Origin of the sequence: Pseudomonas sp. RHF3.3-3, assembly GCF_048069595.1 — a bacterium.
Taxonomy (GTDB): domain Bacteria; phylum Pseudomonadota; class Gammaproteobacteria; order Pseudomonadales; family Pseudomonadaceae; genus Aquipseudomonas; species Aquipseudomonas fuscovaginae_B.
In genome coordinates, this window is record NZ_CP182250.1 from 128,543 (window position 1) to 150,043 (window position 21,501).

A 21,501-nucleotide genomic window follows, 5' to 3' on the forward strand; every position below is an offset into this window, starting at 1 on the left:
CGACAGGGCCTACACCTGGCGGTCCGGCGACAGGAACAGTTCGGCGGCCGAGGTCGGGTCGATCGTGTAACGCTGGATGTCATCGATGCTCTGCCCCGAATTCTGCTGGGCCTTCTGGAAGCTCCTCCCCAGGAAACGCTGCTGCGGCGTCTTGAGATGGGCCGCGGTAAAACGGGCATCCGCCGCCTCCAGGCTCGCATAGTGAAAGTGCGCGTACCACAGCGGGGTACGCTGCAGATCGGCGATCTCGTACTCCTGCAGAAAGTCCCGGCCCTTGCCGCCGGACATGTCCTTGCGCGGCCCGAGGCGCCGGATCCTGATCTGCTGCCGGCTCTTGAGGTACGCCACGCCAATGACCGAGGGCGGGTCGAGCTTCACTCTTTCGATACGCAGGCGTACGCCCTGGGCGCGCAGGAGTTTCGCGCCGGCGTCGAGCTTGTCCACCAGCTCTGCGGGATACTCCTCCAGCCCCTGGGTCAGCGCCCGCAGCTTGACCGACAGCTCGCTGAACAACCCGGCCTCATTGGCCAACAGGGTCTCGATATCGGCCGGACCATGCGCGATACGCAGGTTCTTCTCGCCCCTGTGCAGCCGGCCAGGCAAGGAGTCGAGCAATTGGCGGGCCTGGTACTTCAGGGTGTTGAATTTCTTCCTGGCCCGCACACTCAGCTCGCCGGCACCGCCCAGCAACAGGGGACCGCGGTCCAGTTGCCAGCTGCCCGAAGCCGTGCGGGTCAACCAGGGCCCCTGTAACGCCGGGTGGTTGTCATTGACGATCCTCACCCCTTCGAGGGTGCGCGAAACCCGAAACCATTCGCCATCGACATGGGCATAGAACAAGCCGTCGCGCTGGTACAGGCCCTGCCATTCACCCACAGCTGCCGACATGCCGCCAGGCACCTCGGTCGCCAGGTGGAACGGTTTCAGCCGCTCCAGCTCGGATGCGGTCAGCTCACGTCCTCGGCGGGTCCAGATGAAGGCCGGCAGCGTCCTGCCGCCACCGCTCCATGGGCTGAGGACCGAGCCACCGACACCGACGACGGGCGATGGGCCGAGTGCCAGCCGGCGGTGATAGACCAGCACGGCCGCCAGGTTCAACAGCACATCGGCGAACGCCGCCCAGGGGCTGCGGTTATTCGGCTCGGCCAGCGCCTTGAGGCTGGGCAGCAGTTGCACGATCAGCCCCACGCCCGCCAGAGGACCTGGCGCCCATGGCAGCAGCAGGTTGAACAACGCCCAGCCGAGGTTGGTGAGGCGCTGCCGGCGTGCTTCGGCATTGGACACCGTGACCGCCTCGGCGTGTCTGATCAGCGCTTCGATGCTGGCATCGAACAGAGCGTCGGTGACCCGGCCGGATAACACCGCGGTATCCAGTGTGGGCGGCTCGGGAATCGCGGGCAGTGTCCAGTCGTCGATGATCAGCTGCGACAGATGCGGCTCAATGAAGCCACCCCGCTCATAGATCCTGCGACTGTAGTCATCGAGGCCCGCCAGCACCGATTGTTGCAATTGCCCCTCGACCTGGATGGCCGCCAGCAGGTGCGCGAGCGAGGCGAACTCGAGCAAGGGCTCTGCCGCCGCCGGTCGCAAGAGCACCTGCGGCCCCCGGTCGACGCTCCGCGGGCCGATCACGAAATGATTGAGTACCTGGTCCGCCGTCGCGCCAGGGTGCGCCCGCAAGGCCAGGGGCCGGACCACGATGGACTGTCCCGACACCACCAGAGCCTGGGTGCCGAGACTCATCACGGCCTCGACGTAAAGCTGCGCAGGCTCCGTCAGCCGCTGCGTCAACCGCAGCTCCAATGCCAACATCGGCAACAGCACCTGCAGGTACAGGCTGAACAGCGAGTACTGTCGATAGCGCTCGGCCGGATTGCACTTGAGCTTGCGCTTGAGCAAGGCGGGATAGGTGGCACCGATGTTGGCCTCGCTCACGGCTGCACGCAGCCGCTCAAAGGTCATCCAGGCCGGTACCGGCGTCTCAGGCTTGCCGTAGTGAATCTGCGCGACGGCGGAGAGTGGAAAGGCCTCGATGTTCTGCAGCGCCATGTCCGTGTAATCCTCGGTGGACGAGCGGGTGCGCTGGTCCAGGCCAGGGTTGAAACCCCGGTCGGCGGCTTCCCACGAACTGTTGTCCCTCTGGGTGAGCGTCACGCGGATATGGCCAACCGATACCCCCTCGGCCCTGGGGTCGAGCCTGATCAGGCTCTTGGCCAGCTCCTGTTCGGCAAATTCGAGAATGCCGGGAATGCCATCGAGAAACGCCTTGCCGCCCAGGGACCGATGCACTTGCGCCAGCCTGCTGACGTAGCGGGCGTAGGTGCTACGGTCCGCAGTCGAGGCCTGCTGCAGCCAGTCGGGCAGCAGCTCGTGCAACGGCCGCAGCTTCGCTTCATGGTCGGAGTGAAAGGCTCCCAGCAGCCCCTGTGCCCCGGTCAGCTCTTGCAGGTGCTGGTCGAGCCTGGCGCGGTCGCTGTAGTCGCCCGGTTCGAGCGTGGCGATGTGCTGCAACTGGCGGGTCAGCAGGGTGGCCGTCAGGGCATCGAAGACATGATGGTCCGCCGAATAGTCGGCCGGGCCCGGCTCATCCTCACTCAAGGTCATCTCCAGCGCCTCGATGGAGTCGAACGCCTCGATGCCCCCCAGCAGCGTGTACAACAATACGATCTGTCGCTGGCCGACCTGACGCGTCAGCAGCAATGCCTGCCGGTACAGCGTCTCGGAGCCCTGGGCACGGGTGCCGACCAGCGTGATGCGCGCCCTCGCGCAACTCTCTCCCAGCGCCTGGGAACGGCCCTGAAAATCCGGAAAATCGAGGACGGCCTGTACCGTGTCCAACTCCTCGCCCGTGAGTACAGCACTGGCCTGGCGCAACTGGGCCGCGATGAAGTCCGATAGTTGCTGCCAGGGCGAAGCCCCTTGTGACGGGTTCCAGAAATCCGCCAGGCCCTGCCACGACGAAGCAGGCGAACTCCAGAAATCCACCAGGCTCTGCTGGTAGGCATCGAGCAATGACGGCGCCCATTCGCTTATCAGCCCTTCCACCGTGTCCACCGGCAGACGCAGCAGTTGTGGCGTCTCGGCGCCCGGATCAAGCGTCAGGTAGCTGCCCAGGGGATGAATCGGCGCGGCCTTGCCCAGCCAACAGTCAATCAGCCGATGGGTCAGCGGGACGATCTGCCGGGTCGCCGGTGCATCACTGCCGGCGCCCACCGTGAGATTGATGAAAGCCGCATTGCGCAGCTGTTTTCCCTGGGCCGGGAAATGCTCCTCCAGCATCGCCTGCACCAGCTCGGCCGTGGCGCGCTCGAGACTGGGACGAGCGGCCAGGCAATCAGCGAGGCTGAAGACGTGGGAGGCCTGGTCGCTCTCGCTCACCGGAGCCAGAACGCAAGAGAGGGGACTTGAAGCATTGGACATGACAAAAGGTCTCGGGGCTGAAGAATCTGGCCCTCGACCATAGTCATGCGCCGCTCACGGGAGGCGGTAACTAAGTAGTCCGGCGTTGCCGCCTGGTCAGTCCCGCCAGGCCTCGCGCAAACGTCCCAGGGCCGCCTCGATGTCCGCCTCCGGCACCGCCGCAAACCCCAGGACCAACCCGGCGTGGCGCTCCGCCGGCGGCTGCGGCGGGGTGATCCAGAAGCTGCTCAAGGAGCTGATCTCGACGCCGACAGCCACCGCCCGGGCGATCAGTTCCTGCTCCCGCTCCAGGCTCTCGACCGGTACCGTCAGGTGCAGGCCGGCGACCGCTTCCGGCAGGCTGCCGCAGCCGCGGATAGCGGTCGGCCAATGGGCCAGCAGGGTGTTGCGTCGGCTCAGGGCGGCCCGGCGCATGCGGCGGATATGCCGCTGGAAATGCCCGGCGGCCATGAACTCGGCCATCACCGCCTGGGTGCTGACTTCCGAGTGGCGCATGTCCAGTGCGCGCCGCTGGGAAAAGGCGTCCACCAGCGTCGGCGGCAACACCAGGTAACCCAGGCGCAGCGCCGGAAAGGCGATCTTGCCGAACGTGCCGACGTAGAGCACCCGCCCCTGCCGGTCCAGGGCCGCCAACGGTGCCAAGGGCGCGCCACTGTAGCGGTACTCGCCGTCGTAGTCGTCCTCGACGATCCAGCCGCCGGTGCGTTCGGCCCAGGCCAGCAGCTCCAGGCGCCGCGCCAGGCTCATGATCACCCCGGTGGGGTATTGATGGGCCGGCGTGACATAGGCCAGCCGGCAGTCCGGCAACCGCCCGAGTTCGGCACAGTCCAGGCCCTCGTCATCCACCGCCACGCCATGCACCGTCGCCCCGGCTACCGCGAACGCCAGCCGCGCCGCCCGGTAGCCGGGGTTTTCCACCGCCACGCCGTCGCCGGGGTCCACCAGCAACTGTGCACAAAGGCTGATGCCCTGTTGTGCACCGCTGGTGATCACAATTTGTTCAGGCGAGCAGGACAAACCACGGGAACTGCGCAGGTACGCTGCGATCAGGCTGCGCAACTGCCTCTCCCCCGCCGGCTCGCCGTAGCACAGCTGCGCCAGGTCCGGTTTTCTCCAGAAAGCCGCCTGCAGCTTGGCCCAGACGCCGAACGGGAACAGGTCGAAAGCCGGCACTCCTACCCGAAAAGCCCGTGGCGGACCCTCCGGCGGCTCGTACATCGCGTTGCGCTCGATGCGCTCCAGCGCCTGATTGTGGATAACTTTACTGGACGAAATCCCAGTATCTTTCACCGATTTTGTGAATAACTCTGTTGATAAGCCTGTTGAAAACCCTGTGGATACTTTTGTGGATAACTTTCTGATCGGCAGCGCCTTGTCTGGCAATCGCGCAACGTAGGTGCCATCGCCAATCCGCCCCTCGATGAAGCCCTCGGCATACAGCTGGTCATAGGCCCGGACCACGCTGTTGCGGGAGATCCCCAGGGCACTGGCCAGGTCGCGACTGGCCGGCAGGCGGCTGCCACTGGCCAGGCGTCCGTCCAGCACCCGCAGGCGCAGGGCCTGGTAGAGCTGGCGGCTGAGGCCCTTGGCCGGATCCAGCTGGATACCGGCAGGGTCGAACGACAGGGGCAGCGATGGACTGGGCATGGTATTGGACCTATGAAAATCACCAACAATGGCTCTTACAACCAACCAATAGCCTGCCTAGGATGCCGGTATTCGCCAAGGAAAATTTCCATGTACACACCCAGCGCCTTCGCCGCACACGACCTGCCCACCCTGCACCGGCACATCCAGGCCACGCGCCTGGCGATCCTGGTCACCCACGGCAAACTGGGCCTGCAGGCCAGCCACCTGCCGCTGCTGCTCGACCCGGGCCAGGGCGCCCATGGCACCCTGCTCGGGCACCTGGCACGGGCCAATCCGCAGTGGCAGGAGCTGGCCGAAGGCGCCGAGGCGCTGGTGATCTTTCCGGGGGCCGATGCCTATGTCAGCCCGTCCTTCTATGCCAGCAAGGCCGAACACGGCAAGGTCGTGCCAACCTGGAACTACACGGCCGTGCACGCCTACGGCCAGGCCGAGGTGTTCGACGAGGCCGGGCGCCTGCGCCAACTGGTCGGTGCCCTCACCGACCGCCATGAAGCCGGCCGGGCCACCCCCTGGACAGTCGACGATGCGCCCGAGCCGTACATCGCCACCATGCTCAAGGCCATCGTCGGCATCGCCCTGCCGATCCAGCGCCTGGAAGGCAAGCGCAAGCTCAGCCAGAACCGCAGTGCCGTCGATATCGCCGGCGTACAACAAGGGCTGGCGGCCAGTGCCGACAGCCAGGACCAAGCCCTCGCCCAATTGATGCATCAAGGAGTGTCAGCATGAGTTCGATCGAAATCCGTCCGGTGACCGCCGCCGACCAGGCCGTCTGGCGTCCGCTGTGGCAGGCCTACCTGAAGTTCTACGAAACCGAATTGCCGGACAGCATCTACCAGTCGACCTGGCAGCGCTTCCTCGACCCGGCCGAGACCACCCACGCCGCCCTGGCCTGGCAGGACGGCAAGGCCGTGGGCCTGGTGCACTTCATCTACCACCGCTCGAACTGGAGCATCCAGAATTCCTGCTACCTGCAGGACCTGTTCGTCGCCCCCGAGGTGCGCGGTACCGGCCTGGGTCGCAAGCTGATCGAGCATGTGTACGCCACGGCGGCCCGGGACGGCTGCAGCAAGGTGCACTGGCTGACCCACGAAACCAACGCCACGGCCATCCAGCTGTACGAGCGGATTGCCGAGCGCCCGGGCTTCATTCAATTCCGCCACGGCCTCTGAGCCCGAGAACAACACCATGTCGACACCCGTAGCCAACTGGAATGGCGCCCCGGCGCCGTCCACCCGACGCCTCGAAGGACGCTTCATCGTCCTGGAAAAACTCGACGCCGCCCGCCATGGCGACGAGCTGTATCGCGCCCTGGAAGGCCCCGGCGCCGATCCGAAACTGTGGGACTACCTGCCCTACGGCCCGTTCCCGCAGCGTGAAGGCGCCTTCGACGACTGGCTTGCCGGCCACGCGGCGAGCAGCGATCCCTACTTCTTTGCCGTCGTCGACAAGGCCAGCGGCGAAGTCCAGGGCGCCCTCAGCCTGATGTCGATCGTGCCGGCCCAGGGCCGCATCGAGATCGGCCACGTCACCTTCGGCGCACCGATGCAGCGCTCGCCCAAGAGCACCGAGGCGGTCTACCTGCTGGCCAGGGAGGCCTTCGCCCTCGGCTACCGGCGCCTGGAGTGGAAGTGCAACAACGACAACGCCCGCTCCCGCGCCGCCGCCGAGCGCCTGGGTTTCCAATTCGAGGGCGTGTTCCGCCAGCACATGGTGGTCAAGGGCAGGAACCGCGACACCGCCTGGTTCAGCATCATCGACTCGGAATGGCCCGCCGTGAATGCCGGCTTCGAGCGCTGGCTGTCGGAGGACAACCTGGGCGCAACGGGGCAGGTGCGGACCCTGACCGAATGTCGCGAAGCCTGAAGGCCTGACACGCGGTGGCCGACTTTCCGGCCACCGCACACCAGGACACAGCCGAAATAAACGGAAAGCTGCTGACATCTCCCGCGAAGCCCAGGTAAAAACCCCGACATTTACCGCTTGGACAGCTCGATACATTTCCTCCTCGACCTATTCTGAGGATGAAATGGAATGCTCCCCAAGACCCGTCTCGCCATCTCCCTGGCCCTGGTGCTCAACGGACTGCTGGCCCAGCAGGCACAGGCCCAGCAGCCACCGCCAAATGCCTACCGCGGTTCATCCAGCGTCTACGACTGGGACTGGCTGCTCAAACAGCCGCCGGAACCCGGGGGCAGCCTGCCGACCACCTCCCCGTCACCCGCCCATGAGCCCGCCAAAGGCGGCCAGGGTGGCAACATCCTGCCGACGATTCCGGCATCCCCACTGCTCGAAGCCCTGAACCGGCTCGGTCCGGCCGAAAGAGAAGCCGCCCTGACCCAACTGGCCGGTGCCGATAATGCCAACCTGGCCCAGGCCACTCTCGGCGCTACCCGACAGGTGGGCGCCAGCGCGCTGTCGGCCATGCTCCAGCCCGACAACGGCAGGAGTCGCCTGTGGCTACAGAGCCTGAGTAACGTGGGCCGATTCGAACCGGCACAGGGCGGCAAGGACTTCCAGCAGACGACCCGGGGCCTGGTGCTGGGGGCCGACTGGTCGCTGGGCAACGAATGGCGCCTGGGCCTGCTCGGCGGAAAATCCCGTTCCGAGCACAAGGGCAGCCACTTCAGGGGCGAACTGGACAGCTGGCATGCCGGCGCCTACGCCCTGCGCCAGGACGGCCCCGCAGCCTTGCGCTTCGGCGCGATCCATAGCAGCCACGCTGGCAGCACTCAACGCCACGTCGCGTTCAGCGGCTATCAGGATCGACTCTCCGGCAACTACACGGCCACCAGCCAGCAGGCCTTCGCCGAATTCGGCTACAGCCTGGGCAACAACCAACTGAGTACCGAACCCTTTGCCGGCCTCGGCTACCAGCGCTACTCACGCCAGGGACACACGGAAAAAGGCGGTGAGGCGGTGCTGAAGAACAGCGGCCAGGCCCTGGACAACTTCAGCACCACACTGGGCCTGCGGGCCGCCGGCAACTGGCGCTTCGGCCACGGCATGAGCCTGACCCCGCACCTGAGTGCCGGCTGGAAGCACCTGTATGGCGAACTCGACAGCATCACCCGCCAGACGAACCGGGCCACCGCCATGACCTTCACGACCCGCGGCATCGCCCAGGACCGCGACAGCCTGGCGATCGAAGCCGGACTCGAACTGAACCTGTCCTCCCGCCATCGCCTGGGCCTGGGCTACAGCGGCGAACTCGGCGCGAAGAACAGCAACCACGGCATCATGGGGCAGTGGGCGCTGGCTTTCTGACAACTTTCCATCAACCGGTCAGGCTCATGAACAGCTGCCTGACCGCTGAGCACCTCAGCCTGATGTCTTGCGCAGTCGCACCACGCCCATCTGCAACCCGAAGGGCCTGAATACAGAGTTCAACGACTTGAGGGTCGGATTGCCTTCGTCATGCTCGATATGCACCAGGGTACGGACCGAAATCCGGCACATCCGGGCAAACTGGGTCTGCTGCAACCCCGTTACCTCCGTCCGCAAGCGCCTGACCGCAACACCGATGCTGATCATGCCCTGGGCCAGATCATCCTGAATGGCCTGGATCAGCAGGGCACGGACTTCCAGGCTGAGCGTCATGCCAACCCCCAGTCTCGCAGACGCTGACCAAGCCTTTTCAAGGCAATCAACGGATGGTTCATGGTGACGGCGGGCAAGCCACTATCCGTCAGAATATCGGGCAAGGCCAACAGATGCCTGGCATCCGCCCGAAGCCGCTCAAAGGCCGCCTGGGGCTCGACCAGCCCCGCCAGCGCGTCGCACGCCTTGCGCCAATCCACCTCCCCGCCCCTTTCGATATCTCTTGCCCACTTGGTGCTGCGTGTCACACCTTCATCATCCATGACCATGGGCGCCAGGTCGTAAATCGGTGCCAGGCGAACCCCCCGCTGATCGCGGATGATCGATGTGTTGCGCCCATGGTTGTCGGAGTTGCCCAGGATCTTGTTGAGCAAATCACGGCGCAGATAATCCGCCACCAGATCTTCCACCTGCTCCCCCTGGCCGGCCTGGCGCCAAAGTGCAACCAGACGAGTGATCACCTCCAGGTGCTTCAGGCGACTGCCAGGCACCGTGACCCCGGCCAACGAATACACCGACTCCACGGCTGAACGCTCGGTCCCCTGCTCAGTGACATGACGGTCGAAACGTTGCATCCAGAGGCTCGGTCTGTTGGCTTCCTCCAGCTTCAGCCCCTGCACCGAGACAGTTTCGATCCCAAGCACCTGCAAAGCCCTGTAATAGTGGTACTCGCTCCTGAGGATGTCCTGATCGGTCTGCGTGGACTTGTTTCGAGCGAATTTCACGAACCAGTGTTGTGCCACGTCGCGATCATCGAGAACCGCGTCCGGGTACAGCAGGCCATTGTGGTCCTCACTCATCAGCAACTTCGGTGCTTCGCCTCCAGCTCCCGTAGCTCCGCCAATCGCCGCGCCCTGCTCGTAGGCGTACTCGAGAAATCGGTTATCGCGCGCCACCACGTCCGCTCGGGTAAATCCCATGGGCTCACGACCGTCCTGCACGTCCATGGACTCCTTGACCCGCAGATGGCCAACGGGAGCCGGGGTGCTTTTACCCAGCAAAAAAAGGTCGGCATTGACATCATCAGGCTTTTCCCGCCCCACCCTGGCGATGAGGAAGCGCCTGGCAGCACCGGCAGGAGCAATATCCTGCAGGAAGGCCGGAGCCTGCCGGTCATCCATGCTGTCCCAGTCCAGCGGGAGGTTCGCACTGACCGCACAGGCGAATGGACTGCCCATATCCTCGATATGATCCAGCAGATAGCTCTGCTTGTAGGCAAACCTGCAACGCCCCTCGAAACCTTTTTCCGGCGACTCGAAAATCAGGGTCATGGCGTCCTGCCAGATTCCGTCGGTGTAGGCCTGAAGTGTGAGTGCGTACATGATTCAACCTGCAACTTAATGCACTTTATAGGCAGAGACTGCCGCCAAAACTGCAATATAGTACAGATTCGCCTGCCAGCATCGCCCAATAACTGCAATATAATGCATCAGCCTTGCTATACGGCGCAAATATACGCAATAAAATGCATATCGTTCTAGAGCAGCAGACCATAACACCCCACACAACATGCTCAAAGAATGAACAAAAAAAGGGAGGCATACGCCTCCCCGAGGATAAACATTGATAGATGAAGGCTGTCGATCAGCCTTCGATCTCGATCAGGATCTCGCCCGGGTTGACCCGGTCGCCCTTGGCCACGTGGATGGCGACAACCTTGCCCGATACCGCAGCCTGCACTTCGGTCTCCATCTTCATGGCTTCGGTGATCAGCACGGCCTGACCGGCCTTCACGCTGTCGCCTTCCTTGACCAGCACATCGACGATGTTGCCCGGCATGGTGGTGCTGACGTGGCCTGGCGCACTGGCCTGCTTGCGCTTGCTGCTGCCACCGCCGACGAATTCGTTGAGCGGTTCGAACACCACTTCTTCCGGCATGCCGTCGATGGACAGGTAGAAGTGCCGCTTGCCTTCGGCCTTCACGCCGACCCCGGTGATGTCCACGCGGTAGGTTTCGCCGTGCACGTCGATGACGAACTCGGTCGGTACGCCCTCGCCGCCCGGCGCACGCACACCGCCGGCCTCGGGGATCGGCAGCAGCACTTCAGGCACCAGGGTGCCGGCCTCGCGCTCTTCGAGGAACTTGCGCCCGATGTCCGGGAACATGGCGAAGGTCAGCACGTCTTCTTCCGACTTGGCCAGGGTGCCGATGTCGTTGCGCAACTTGGCCATTTCCGGCTTGAGCAGGTCGGCCGGCCGCACGTCGATCACGTCCTCGCTGCCGATGGCCTGGCGGCGCAGCTGCTCGTTGACGGTGCCCGGCGCCTTGCCGTAACCGCCCTGCAGGTACAGCTTCACCTCGTTGGTGATGGTCTTGTAACGCTCGCCGGCCAGGACGTTGAAGAAGGCCTGGGTGCCGACGATCTGCGAAGTCGGGGTCACCAGCGGCGGGAAGCCGAGGTCTTCGCGCACCCGCGGAATTTCCGCCAGCACTTCGTTCATGCGGTTGAGGGCGCCCTGCTCCTTGAGCTGGTTGGCCAGGTTGGAAATCATCCCGCCCGGCACCTGGTTGACCTGTACCCGGGTGTCGACCGCGGTGAATTCGCTTTCGAACTGGTGGTACTTCTTGCGCACGGCGTAGAAGTACAGGCCGATTTCCTGCAGCAGTTCCAGGTCCAGGCCGGTATCGAACTCGCTGCCCTTGAGGGCGGCGACCATCGACTCGGTGCCAGGATGGCTGGTGCCCCAGGCGAAGCTGGAGATGGCGGTGTCGATATGGTCGGCACCGTTTTCCACCGCCTTGAGCTGGCACATCGCGGCCAGGCCTGCGGTGTCGTGGGAGTGGATGAACACCGGCAGCGACTGCTCGGCCTTCAGTGCCTTGACCAGCTCGCCGGTGGCGAACGGAGTCAGCAGGCCGGCCATGTCCTTGATCGCCACCGAGTCGCAACCCATGGCTTCCATCTGCTTGGCCTGGGCCACGAAGGCCTCGATGGTGTGCACCGGGCTGGTGGTGTAGGCGATCGTGCCCTGGGCGTGCTTGCCGGCGGCCTTCACCGCCTCGATGGCGACGCGCAGGTTACGCACGTCGTTCATGGCGTCGAAGATACGGAATACATCGATGCCGTTGACCGCCGCCTTGGCGACGAAAGCCTTGACCACATCGTCGCTGTAGTGGCGATAGCCGAGCAGGTTCTGGCCGCGCAGGAGCATCTGCAGGCGGGTGTTGGGCAGGGCCGCGCGCAGCTTGCGCAGGCGCTCCCACGGGTCTTCCTTGAGGAAGCGCACACAGGCGTCGAAGGTCGCGCCGCCCCAGACTTCCAGCGACCAGTAGCCGACCTTGTCGAGCTTGTCGCAGATCGGCAGCATGTCTTCGGTGCGCATGCGGGTGGCGAGCAGCGATTGGTGGGCGTCGCGCAGGATCGTGTCGGTAACGTGAATCTTTTTGGTCATTGTAATAGTCCTCACAGGCCTGCGTGGGCGGCGATGGCGGCGGCGATGGCCAGGGCCAGCTCTTCGGGTTTGCGCTTGATCGAGTAGTTGGTCAGTTCCGGATGGCTTTCCACGAAGCTGGTGTTGAACTGGCCACTACGGAATTCCGGGTTACGCAGGATTTCCTGGTAGTAGGCGGCGGTGGTCTTCACGCCTTGCAGGCGCATGTCGTCCAGGGCCCGCAGGCCACGGTCCATCGCCTCTTCCCAGGTCAACGCCCAGACCACCAGTTTCAGGCACATGGAGTCGTAGAACGGTGGAATGGTGTAGCCGGTGTAGATCGCCGTGTCGGTCCGCACGCCGGGACCGCCGGGCGCGTAGTAGCGGGTGATCTTGCCGAAGCTGGGCAGGAAGTTGTTCTTCGGGTCCTCGGCGTTGATCCGGAACTGCAGGGCAAAACCGCGATGGATGATGTCTTCCTGCTTGACCGACAGCGGCAGGCCGGAGGCGATGCGGATCTGCTCGCGGACAATATCGATCCCGGTGATTTCCTCGGTGATGGTGTGTTCCACCTGCACCCGGGTGTTCATTTCCATGAAGTACACCTCGCCATCGGCGAGCAGGAACTCCACGGTGCCGGCGTTCTCGTAGCCCACCGCCTTGGCCGCACGCACCGACAGGTCGCCGATGTAGGCGCGCTGTTCAGGGGTCAGCTGGGGGCTCGGGGCGATTTCGATCAGTTTCTGGTTGCGGCGCTGGATCGAGCAGTCGCGCTCGAACAGGTGCACCACGTTGCCGAAGCTGTCGCCGAGAATCTGCGCCTCGATGTGCTTGGGGTTGACGATGCATTTTTCCAGGAAGACTTCCGCCGAGCCGAAGGCCTTGGTCGCTTCGGAAATCACCCGCGGGAATGCCTGTTCCAGCTCCTCGCGGCTGTTGCAGCGCCGGATGCCGCGACCGCCACCACCGGAGGTGGCCTTGAGCATTACCGGATAACCGATACGGTCACCCTCGCGCAGGGCTTCCTCGATGCCGGAGACGTTGCCTTCGGTGCCTGGAGTGACCGGCACGCCGGCCTTGATCATGCTGCGCCGGGCTTCGGTCTTGTCACCCATGCGCCGGATCACTTCCGCCGCCGGGCCAATGAACTTCACCCCACGTTCAGCGCAAATTTCTGCCAGTTCGGCATTTTCCGAGAGAAAGCCATAGCCGGGATGCAAGGCATCGCAGCCGGTTTCCACCGCCAGGTTCACCAGCTTGCGCGGGTTGAGGTAGCCGGCCAGGGGCTCGGCGCCAATGCTGTAGGCCTCGTCCGCGCGCTTGACGTGCAGGGCGTGCCGGTCAGCGTCGGAGAAGATCGCCACGGAGCGAATGCCCATTTCGGCACAGGCCCGCACGATACGTACGGCAATCTCACCACGGTTGGCGATCAGGATCTTTTTTATCACTTGGAAATTCCTAAGCCGCTGGAACAAAACAACCTGCTGGAACCAGAAAGGACCTGGGCCCGCCCGCGATGGTGTCCGTCAAAACACCAGAAGCCTCGCGGGCCAGCCCTATGTCCACGACCCGATGTCTGTCCCACAGCACGGGTCGACGAGTGACTAAATGTTTCAAGCCAGTCGCATCACCACACTAGTCCCGGTCAGCGATAAACTAAAATCAATAATTATTGGGTCGCTTATAAGCAATGACTTATAGTTGCCTGACCAGCCGCCTGAGAGTGCTCGCAAGAAATGCGTAAGTCCTTGATGCGTATGACATTACGCCAGTTGAAGATCTTCAATGAGGTCTGCGATTTGCGTTCCTACAGCCGCGCGGCCGAGGAAATGTCGCTTACGCAGCCAGCCGTCAGCCTGCAAATTCGTCAGCTGGAAGAGCTGATTGGCCAGCCGTTGTTCGAATATGTCGGCAAAAAGCTCTACATGACCGAAGCGGCTGAAGCGTTACAGCGCGCCAGCCGGGACATCTTCGGCCGGCTGGAAAACCTCGACATGCAGCTCTCCGACATGCAGGGATCGCTGCAGGGGCAATTGAAACTGGCGGTGGAATCCAGCGCGAAGTACTTCGTGCCGCACCTGTTCGCCGCCTTCAAGCGCCAGTATCCCGAGGTCAGCCTGCACCTCACGGTGGTCAATCGCGCCCAGGCCCTGCGGCGGCTGTCGGACAACCGCGACGACCTGCTGATCATGTCCATGGTGCCCCAGGACATGGGCCTGGAATTCCTGCCGTTCCTGAACAACCCGATCGTCGCCGTGGCCCCACCCGATCATCCGTTGTGCCACAGGGGCCCGCTGCGCCTGCAGGACCTGGAACCCTATCCGTTGCTGATCCGCGAACCGGGGTCGGGCACCCGGATGGCCTGCGAGGAGTACTTCAAGGAAAAGCGCGTGCACTTCTCGCAGACACTCGAAGTGACCTCTGGCGAGGCGCAGTGCGAAAGCGTGGTGGCGGGGCTGGGCCTGGCGCTGTTGACGCGCCACGCCCTGAGCCTGGAACTGGCGACCGGCGTGCTCCGGGAACTGCCGGTGGAAGAACTGCCGCTCTATCGCAGCTGGTGCGTGGTTCAGGCCAGGGATAAACGCCTGTCACCGGTCGCGCATGCGTTCCTGGGGTTCATCCGAAGTGAAAGGCTGCAGATCAGTGGGCTCGCTGAGCGCTTCGACGGTCGGCTGCCGAGTCCATCTGCCAGTAATTGAGGGCGGCGATTTCCTGTTGCAGCTGACGCAGTTCGTTGCGGTCTTCGATTGCGCGACGGAATTCCATGCGGCGCTGGTCTTCCTGCTGCCGACGGGTCTTTACGCTGCTTTGCTCTTCGTGGTGCCGGGCCATTTCGAGTCTCCCAGGTTGGGTTGGAGACTCCAAGATGGCTTCAGGGCGTTACGATTTGGCGGCAGCCGGATGACAGGGAGATGAAATCAGTCTTCGAGGTTCTTCAGCGACTTGGGCGACAGCCGCAAGCTGCGCAGGCTGCGCTTGACGCTCTTGAGGTGGTTCACCAGGCTCGGCCCGCGGGCCATCGCCACGCCCATCGCCAGCACGTCGATCACCACCAGGTGGGCGATCCGCGAGGTCAGCGGCGTGTAGATCTCGGTGTCCTCGTGCACGTCGATCGCCAGGTTGATCGTCGACAGCTCGGCCAGCGGTGTCTGGCTCGGGCACAGGGTGATCAGCGTCGCGCCGCTTTCACGGACCATGTTGGCGGTGATCAGCAGGTCCTTGGACCGCCCCGACTGGGAAATGCAGATCGCCACGTCGCTGGGTTTGAGGGTCACCGCCGACATCGCCTGCATGTGCGGGTCGGAGTACGCCGCCGCGGTCAGCAGCAGGCGGAAGAACTTGTGCTGGGCATCCGCCGCCACCGCACCGGACGCACCGAAGCCGTAGAACTCAACACGCTGGGCGGCCGACATGGCCGTCACCGCCCGCTGCAGGGCCGCCGGGTCGAGCTTCTCGCGCACCTCCATCAGGGTGTGCAGGGTGGTGTCGAAGATCTTCAGGCTGTAGTCGGCGACAGAGTCGTCTTCATGGATCGCGAACTGGCCGAAACTGGCACCCGCCGCCAGGCTCTGGGCCAGCTTGAGCTTCAGGTCCTGGAAGCCCGAGCAGCCGATGGCCCGGCAGAATCGCACGATGGTCGGCTCGCTGATGCCCACGCTGTGGGCCAGGTCGGCCATGGAGCTGTGCATCACCGCCGCCGGGTCGAGCAGGACATGATCGGCAACCTTGAGCTCCGATTTGCGAAGCAGGGTGCGGGACTGGGCGATGTGTTGCAACAGGTTCAAGGGCTGGACTCGATTGTTATGGGCGAACGCCTGGGATGTAGCATTCTTGTAGTTATACTACATGAAATCGGTGCTCGCCTGTGCCATTGCGTTGGAGAATGCGTTTTCAGGAGCCGGTTTCGCCGGGGAATGGCCGCCTTTGGCGGTTCGCGGGCGAGCCCGGCTCCTACAAGATGAAGCGGTGATCATGAAGACAGTGCACGAATCAACCGGCGTGCCGGTCGTTGCGTAGCAGCCGCACCAACTCCGCGGCCTCCACCGGCCGGCTGATCAGGTAGCCCTGCACCTCGTCGCAGCCGTGCAGCTTGAGGAACTCCAGTTGCTGCGGGTTTTCCACGCCCTCGGCCACCACTTTCAGGCCCAGGCTGTGGGCCATGGCGATGATTGCCCGGGTGATCGCGGCGTCTTCACTGCCTTCGTCCAGGCCGCGGATGAAGGCCTGATCGATCTTCACGTAGTCCACCGGGAAGCGCTTGAGGTAACTCAGGGACGAATAGCCGGTGCCGAAATCGTCGATGGCCAGCTTCACGCCCAGGTCGCGCAGTTGCTGGAAGGTCGCGATGATGTGCTCGACGCTGTCGAGCAACTGGCTTTCCGTCAGTTCCAGTTCCAGCAGGTGCGGCGCCAGCCCGCTTTCCTCGAGGACCTGACGCACCAGGCTGACCAGCTTGCCCTGGCGCAACTGGTGCACCGACAGGTTCACCGACACCCGCATCGCCGGCAGGCCCTGGCGCTGCCACTCACACGCCTGCCAGCAGGCCCGGCGCAACACGAACTCGCCGATCGGACCGATCAGCCCGGTTTCCTCGGCCAGCCCGATGAAGTCCCCGGGCGGCACCCGGCCCATGGTCGGATGCTCCCAGCGCACCAGCGCTTCGGCGGCGTTCAGGCGACCGGTGGCGAGGCACAGCTTGGGTTGGTAGAACACGCTCAGTTGCTGTTCCTCGATGGCCTTGCGCAACTGGTTCTCCAGTTGCAGGCGCTCCAGGGTGCTGGCCTGCAGGCTTTCGGTATAGAACTGGAAGTTGTTGCCGCCCAGGTGCTTGGCATGTTGCATGGCGATGTTCGACTGGCTGACCAGCGCCGGGATTTCCCGGGCGCTGTCCGGCAACAGGCTGATACCCATGGAAGCGCTGACCACCAGCTCATGCCCTTCCACCGTCACCGGCAGGCGCAGCTTGCCGAGCAGCCGCGTCGCCATCCTGGCCAGGCTGGACAGCGTGCCGTAGGCATCGAACAGCACCGCGAACTCGTCACCGGACAGGCGGGCGATGGTGTTCGCCTCCGGCAGCGCGTTCACCAGGCGCCGGGCCATCTTCTGCAACAACTGGTCGGCGACTTCATGGCCGAGGCTGTCGTTGAGCAGCTTGAAGCGATCCAGGTTGATATGCAGCAGCGCCAGGCTGCGCCCTTCCTGGCGGGCCCGCTGATTGGCCTCGCGCAGACGCTCCTTGAACAGCGAGCGGTTGGCCAGGCCGGTCAGCTCGTCGTAATGAGTCAGGTAGCGCATGCGCTCTTCGGATTCGCGCCGCGCCGACAGATCGGCGAAGAAGCCCACGATATGGCTGACTTTCCCCCGCTTGTCGCGCACGGTATTCAGTTGCAGCCACTGCGGATACAGCTCGCCGTTCTTGCGCGCCTCCACCAGTTCGCCCTGCCAACTGCCGTACTGCTCCAGGGATTGGTGGATCATCGAGTAATGCCGACGGGCGTCGCGGCTGCAAGGCAGTTCGACGACGTTGCGCCCCAGCATGTCCTCGATCTGGTAGCCGGTGACCCGGCTGAACGCCTGGTTGACCGCCAGCAGCGAGTAGTTCGGGTCGAAGATCACGATGCCTTCACTGGCGGCCTCGAACACCGTCGCGGCCAGTTGCCGCTGCGCCTCCAGCTCCTTGTGCGAGCTGATATCGCGCCGGGTACCGACCATTCGTAGTACGCGACCGCTGGCACTACGTTCCACCGCCCGGCCGCGGTCCTCGATCCAGACCCAGTGGCCGTCGCCATGGCGTATGCGGTATTCGATGACATAGTCCTCGCTGCGGCCCTTGAGGTGCTCCACCAGGGCGCGCTTGAGCGCCGGCAGGTCCTCGGGGTGCAGGCGCGGCTTGAGGTGGCTGAGCATGGCCGTGACGTATTCGGGGTCGAGGCCGAACAGCTCCTTGAGTTGGGTGTGGTGCACCTCGTCGGTCTGCAGGTTCCAGTCCCACAGGCCGAGTTCGCTGGCCTGCAGGGCGAGCGCCAGGCGCGTTTCGCTCTTGGTCAGGGCCTGGTTCGCCAGGTCCAGCTCCCGGCTGCGCTGGGCGACACGGTTTTCCAGCTCGGCCTGGGCCTCGCGCAGTTCCAGTTCAGCCCGGCGGCGTTGCTCGACCTCGCGGGCCAGCTCCTGGTTGAGCTGCTCGCTGCGGGCCTGGGCCTGCTGCAGGTTCTCGATCAGCGCCTGGTTCTGGAAGCGCCGCAGCAGGCCGCGCTCGATCAGCCGGTTGACCTGCAATGCCACCACGCTGAGGGAGGCCAGCAGGATCAGTCCGAGCCAGCCCCAGCCCTGGCGGGCGCCATCACCCTCCCAGAACAGGTAGCCAATGGCAGGCAGCAGGCAGGACAAGGTGAAGGTGAGGAACGCCGGAAAGCTCACGGCATAGGCGATGCTGGCAGACAGGGTGGCCGCGCCGATCAGGCCGAATACCCAGGCCTGCTGGAGAAAACTGTCGGTAGGCACCAGGGCGATGCCGGCGCAGGCCAGGGTCAGGCCACTGACGGCGGAGCCGAGCAGGAACATCCGGCGCCAGATCGGCTGGGCCTGCCGGCTGGGAATGGCCGAATCGAACGCCGCGACCTGGATCACGCGCAAGGCCACCAGCGCCATCAGCCAGACCATCCAGATGCTGACCAGCAGGTAACGCTGCGGGCTCCAGAGCAGCCAGGCGCAGACCAGACCGTTGATCAGCATGAACAGGGTGGGCAGCAACGAGCCCTGGTACAGCAGGCGTGTGCGCTCGACCGCCAACTCGGTGGCGAACTGCTTGCGGATCACCCGCCCGGCCTCCACGGAGGGGCTCAGCGTGTCGGAGCTGTGTGTCATATGGGCATTGTTCTTATAATGGTTGAGCCATAAATGTCGCAGGAGCATACACAAGCCTCCGGCCGGACCAAACTGCTCCAAGTCATAAAATGTAATGGATTTTCCCGCGATAGACCCTTCCACACCGGACAAAGTCAGCTATTGCGCCGCCTGCGGCCGATGACCCGCCGGTCGTCATCGCACCGGTTTTTTCGTCGGCCACGGCCTCGACCGCCCGGCATTAGGGTTTGCCCACCCGTAGCCAGCACCCTAGAATGCGCCGATGCGCAACGATGACCTCTCCCTCCTGCTGAACTCCCTCAACGACGCCCAACGCCAGGCCGTAGCCGCCCCCGTTGGTCGTCAGTTGGTCCTGGCTGGCGCCGGCTCCGGTAAGACCCGGGTGCTGGTGCACCGTATCGCCTGGCTGATCCAGGTCGAGAACGCCTCGCCCTACTCGATCCTGTCGGTGACCTTCACCAACAAGGCCGCTGCCGAGATGCGCCACCGCATCGAGCAGTTGATGGGCATCAGCCCGGCCGGCATGTGGGTCGGCACCTTCCACGGCCTGGCGCACCGCCTGTTGCGGGCGCACTGGCAGGAAGCCGGGCTGAGCCAGACCTTCCAGATCCTCGACAGCGACGACCAGCAGCGGCTGGTCAAGCGGGTGATCCGCGACCTGGGCCTGGACGAGCAGCGCTGGCCGGCCCGCCAGGCCCAGTGGTTCATCAACGGGCAGAAGGACGAGGGCCTGCGCCCGCAGCATATCCAGGCCAGCGGCGACCTGTTCCTGGCGACCATGCGCAGCATCTACGAGGCCTACGAGGCCGCCTGCGCCCGGGCCAACGTGATCGACTTCTCCGAGCTGCTGCTGCGCGCCCTGGACCTGTGGCGCGACCACCCGGGCCTGCTCGAGCATTACCAGAAGCGTTTCCGGCACATCCTGGTGGACGAGTTCCAGGACACCAACGCCGTGCAGTACGCCTGGTTGCGCATGCTCGCCAAGGGCGGCGACAGCCTGATGGTGGTCGGTGACGACGACCAGTCGATCTACGGCTGGCGCGGCGCGAAGATCGAGAACATCTACCAGTACTCCGACGATTTCCCGGACGCCGAGACCATCCGCCTGGAGCAGAACTACCGCTCCACCGCCGGTATCCTCAAGGCCGCCAACGCCCTGATCGCCAACAATACCGGGCGCCTGGGCAAGGAGCTGTGGACCGACGGCGGCGACGGCGAGGCGATCAACCTCTACGCCGCCTTCAACGAACACGACGAGGCGCGCTACGTGGTGGAAACCATCGAAAGCGCGCTGAAGACCGGCCTGGCGCGCAGCGACATCGCCATTCTCTACCGCTCCAACGCCCAGTCACGGGTGCTGGAAGAAGCCCTGCTGCGCGAGCGCATCCCCTACCGGATCTACGGTGGCCAGCGCTTCTTCGAACGGGCCGAGATCAAGAACGCCATGGCCTACCTGCGCCTGCTCGAAGGCCGGGGCAACGATGCGGCGCTGGAGCGGGTGATCAACGTCCCGGCCCGCGGCATCGGCGAGAAGACCGTCGAGGCCATCCGCGAACACGCCCGCCACAGCAATGTGTCGATGTGGGAGGCCATGGCCCAGCTGATCGCCAACAAGGGCGTGACCGGCCGGGCCGCCAGCGCGCTCGGGGCCTTCATCGAGCTGATCGAGAACCTGGCCGCCAGGACCCAGGACAGCCCGCTGCACCTGATGACCCAGATCGTCATCGAGCAGTCCGGCCTGATCGCCTATCACGAGGCGGAAAAAGGCGAGAAAGGCCAGGCCCGGGTGGAAAACCTCGAGGAACTGGTCAGTGCGGCGCGCAACTTCGAGGCCGCCGAGGGCGAGGAAGACCTGTCGCCGCTGGCGGCGTTCCTCGGCCACGCCTCGCTGGAAGCCGGCGATGCCCAGGCCGACGAGCACGAAGACAGCATCCAGCTGATGACCCTGCACAGCGCCAAGGGCCTGGAATTCCCCTACGTGTTCCTGGTGGGCATGGAAGAAGGCCTGTTCCCCCACAAGATGAGCCTGGAGGAGCCCGGCCGCCTGGAGGAAGAGCGTCGGCTGGCGTATGTCGGCATCACCCGGGCGATGCAGAACCTGGTCATGACCTACGCGGAAACCCGTCGGCTGTATGGCAGCGAGACCTACAACAAGGTGTCGCGCTTCGTACGTGAAGTACCGAAGGGCCTGGTGCAGGAAGTGCGCCTGTCCAACAGCGTCAGCCGGCCGTTCGGTGGCAGCCAGCAGCAGGCCAGCAGCCTGTTCAGCGGCAGCGAGATTCCGCAGACCGGCTTCAGCCTCGGCCAGGCGGTACGCCACAGCATCTTTGGTGACGGCGTGATCCTCAACTTCGAGGGTTCCGGCGCCCAGGCACGGGTCCAGGTCAACTTCAGCGAAGGCAGCAAGTGGCTGATGCTCGGCTACGCCAAGCTCGAAGCCATCTAAACGGCAAGGAAGAAACCAGGATCGCTCCCACGTTCCGCGTGGGAGCGCCGCCCGGGACGCTCGGCGTCCATTCCCTGTCACGCAGGGCGGTACCGGATGCAGGCCCACGCGATGCGTGGGAACGATCGAATCGAATTCACTCTGCGGGAGTG

15 protein-coding genes are annotated in these 21,501 nt (G+C 64.4%); 6 read left to right on the plus strand and 9 right to left on the minus strand.

The annotated features are described in order from the left end of the window. Positions 1-9: 9 nt before the first annotated feature. Positions 10-3,420, minus strand: a complete 3,411-nt coding sequence (locus ACMGT0_RS00585; protein WP_416771075.1) for a hypothetical protein — start codon at positions 3,418-3,420, stop codon at positions 10-12. A gap of 96 nt (positions 3,421-3,516) precedes the next feature. Further along, positions 3,517-5,067 (minus strand): PLP-dependent aminotransferase family protein, encoded by a 1,551-nt coding sequence (locus tag ACMGT0_RS00590; RefSeq protein WP_416771077.1) that lies wholly within the window; start codon positions 5,065-5,067, stop codon positions 3,517-3,519. Positions 5,068-5,157: 90 nt separating this feature from the next. On the opposite strand from ACMGT0_RS00590, the gene ACMGT0_RS00595 reads away from it, so the two are divergent. The 4 genes from ACMGT0_RS00595 (at position 5,158) to ACMGT0_RS00610 (ending at position 8,334) form a co-directional block, all read left to right on the plus strand. Beyond that, positions 5,158-5,796, plus strand: a complete 639-nt coding sequence (locus ACMGT0_RS00595; protein ID WP_416771079.1) for an FMN-binding negative transcriptional regulator — start codon at positions 5,158-5,160, stop codon at positions 5,794-5,796. Beyond that, positions 5,793-6,239, plus strand: coding sequence for a GNAT family N-acetyltransferase (locus ACMGT0_RS00600; RefSeq protein ID WP_054056663.1), 447 nt, complete (start codon positions 5,793-5,795; stop codon positions 6,237-6,239). The genes ACMGT0_RS00595 and ACMGT0_RS00600 overlap by 4 nt, the downstream gene beginning before the upstream one ends. Positions 6,240-6,255: 16 nt before the next feature. Beyond that, positions 6,256-6,933, plus strand: coding sequence for a GNAT family N-acetyltransferase (locus tag ACMGT0_RS00605; protein WP_054056664.1), 678 nt, complete (start codon positions 6,256-6,258; stop codon positions 6,931-6,933). A gap of 168 nt (positions 6,934-7,101) precedes the next feature. After that, positions 7,102-8,334, plus strand: coding sequence for an autotransporter outer membrane beta-barrel domain-containing protein (locus ACMGT0_RS00610; RefSeq protein WP_416771081.1), 1,233 nt, complete (start codon positions 7,102-7,104; stop codon positions 8,332-8,334). A 54-nt stretch (positions 8,335-8,388) separates the two neighbouring features. Here the strand turns inward: ACMGT0_RS00610 and ACMGT0_RS00615 are convergent, their stop codons facing one another. The 4 genes from ACMGT0_RS00615 to ACMGT0_RS00630 all read right to left on the minus strand — a co-directional run bounded on the left by ACMGT0_RS00615 (position 8,389) and on the right by ACMGT0_RS00630 (position 13,487). Then, positions 8,389-8,667, minus strand: a complete 279-nt coding sequence (locus ACMGT0_RS00615; RefSeq protein ID WP_017902210.1) for a helix-turn-helix domain-containing protein — start codon at positions 8,665-8,667, stop codon at positions 8,389-8,391. Next, complete coding sequence (locus ACMGT0_RS00620) at positions 8,664-9,989, minus strand: type II toxin-antitoxin system HipA family toxin (protein WP_416771083.1); 1,326 nt, start codon at positions 9,987-9,989, stop codon at positions 8,664-8,666. Before ACMGT0_RS00620 ends, ACMGT0_RS00615 begins: the two co-directional genes overlap by 4 nt. A 262-nt stretch (positions 9,990-10,251) precedes the next feature. Continuing rightward, the gene (oadA, locus tag ACMGT0_RS00625; RefSeq protein WP_054056667.1) at positions 10,252-12,060 is read right to left on the minus strand and encodes a sodium-extruding oxaloacetate decarboxylase subunit alpha; all 1,809 of its coding nucleotides are present in this window, start codon (positions 12,058-12,060) and stop codon (positions 10,252-10,254) included. Between the two features lie 11 nt (positions 12,061-12,071). After that, positions 12,072-13,487, minus strand: coding sequence for an acetyl-CoA carboxylase biotin carboxylase subunit (locus ACMGT0_RS00630; protein WP_054056668.1), 1,416 nt, complete (start codon positions 13,485-13,487; stop codon positions 12,072-12,074). Between the two features lie 288 nt (positions 13,488-13,775). Between ACMGT0_RS00630 and ACMGT0_RS00635 the strand changes: the two genes are divergently transcribed. Next, positions 13,776-14,738 carry a LysR family transcriptional regulator gene (locus ACMGT0_RS00635; protein WP_054063455.1) on the plus strand — a complete coding sequence of 321 codons (963 nt, stop codon included), beginning with the start codon at positions 13,776-13,778 and terminating at the stop codon, positions 14,736-14,738. On the opposite strand, the gene ACMGT0_RS00640 is transcribed toward ACMGT0_RS00635, so the two are convergent. The 3 genes from ACMGT0_RS00640 to ACMGT0_RS00650 form a co-directional block, all read right to left on the minus strand. Continuing rightward, positions 14,680-14,871, minus strand: coding sequence for a PA3496 family putative envelope integrity protein (locus ACMGT0_RS00640; protein WP_081005865.1), 192 nt, complete (start codon positions 14,869-14,871; stop codon positions 14,680-14,682). The two genes, ACMGT0_RS00635 and ACMGT0_RS00640, sit on opposite strands and share 59 nt — an antisense overlap. Before the next feature lie 86 nt (positions 14,872-14,957). Continuing rightward, positions 14,958-15,824: a transcriptional regulator HexR gene (hexR, locus tag ACMGT0_RS00645; protein ID WP_017902205.1), complete on the minus strand. Its 867-nt coding sequence runs from the start codon at positions 15,822-15,824 to the stop codon at positions 14,958-14,960. 205 nt (positions 15,825-16,029) lie between these two features. Then, positions 16,030-18,903: an EAL domain-containing protein gene (locus tag ACMGT0_RS00650; RefSeq protein WP_416771087.1), complete on the minus strand. Its 2,874-nt coding sequence runs from the start codon at positions 18,901-18,903 to the stop codon at positions 16,030-16,032. A gap of 262 nt (positions 18,904-19,165) precedes the next feature. Between ACMGT0_RS00650 and uvrD the strand changes: the two genes are divergently transcribed. Next, a complete protein-coding gene (gene uvrD, locus ACMGT0_RS00655; RefSeq protein WP_054056671.1) occupies positions 19,166-21,349 on the plus strand; it encodes a DNA helicase II in 2,184 nt (727 codons plus the stop codon). Positions 21,350-21,501 lie beyond the last annotated feature (152 nt).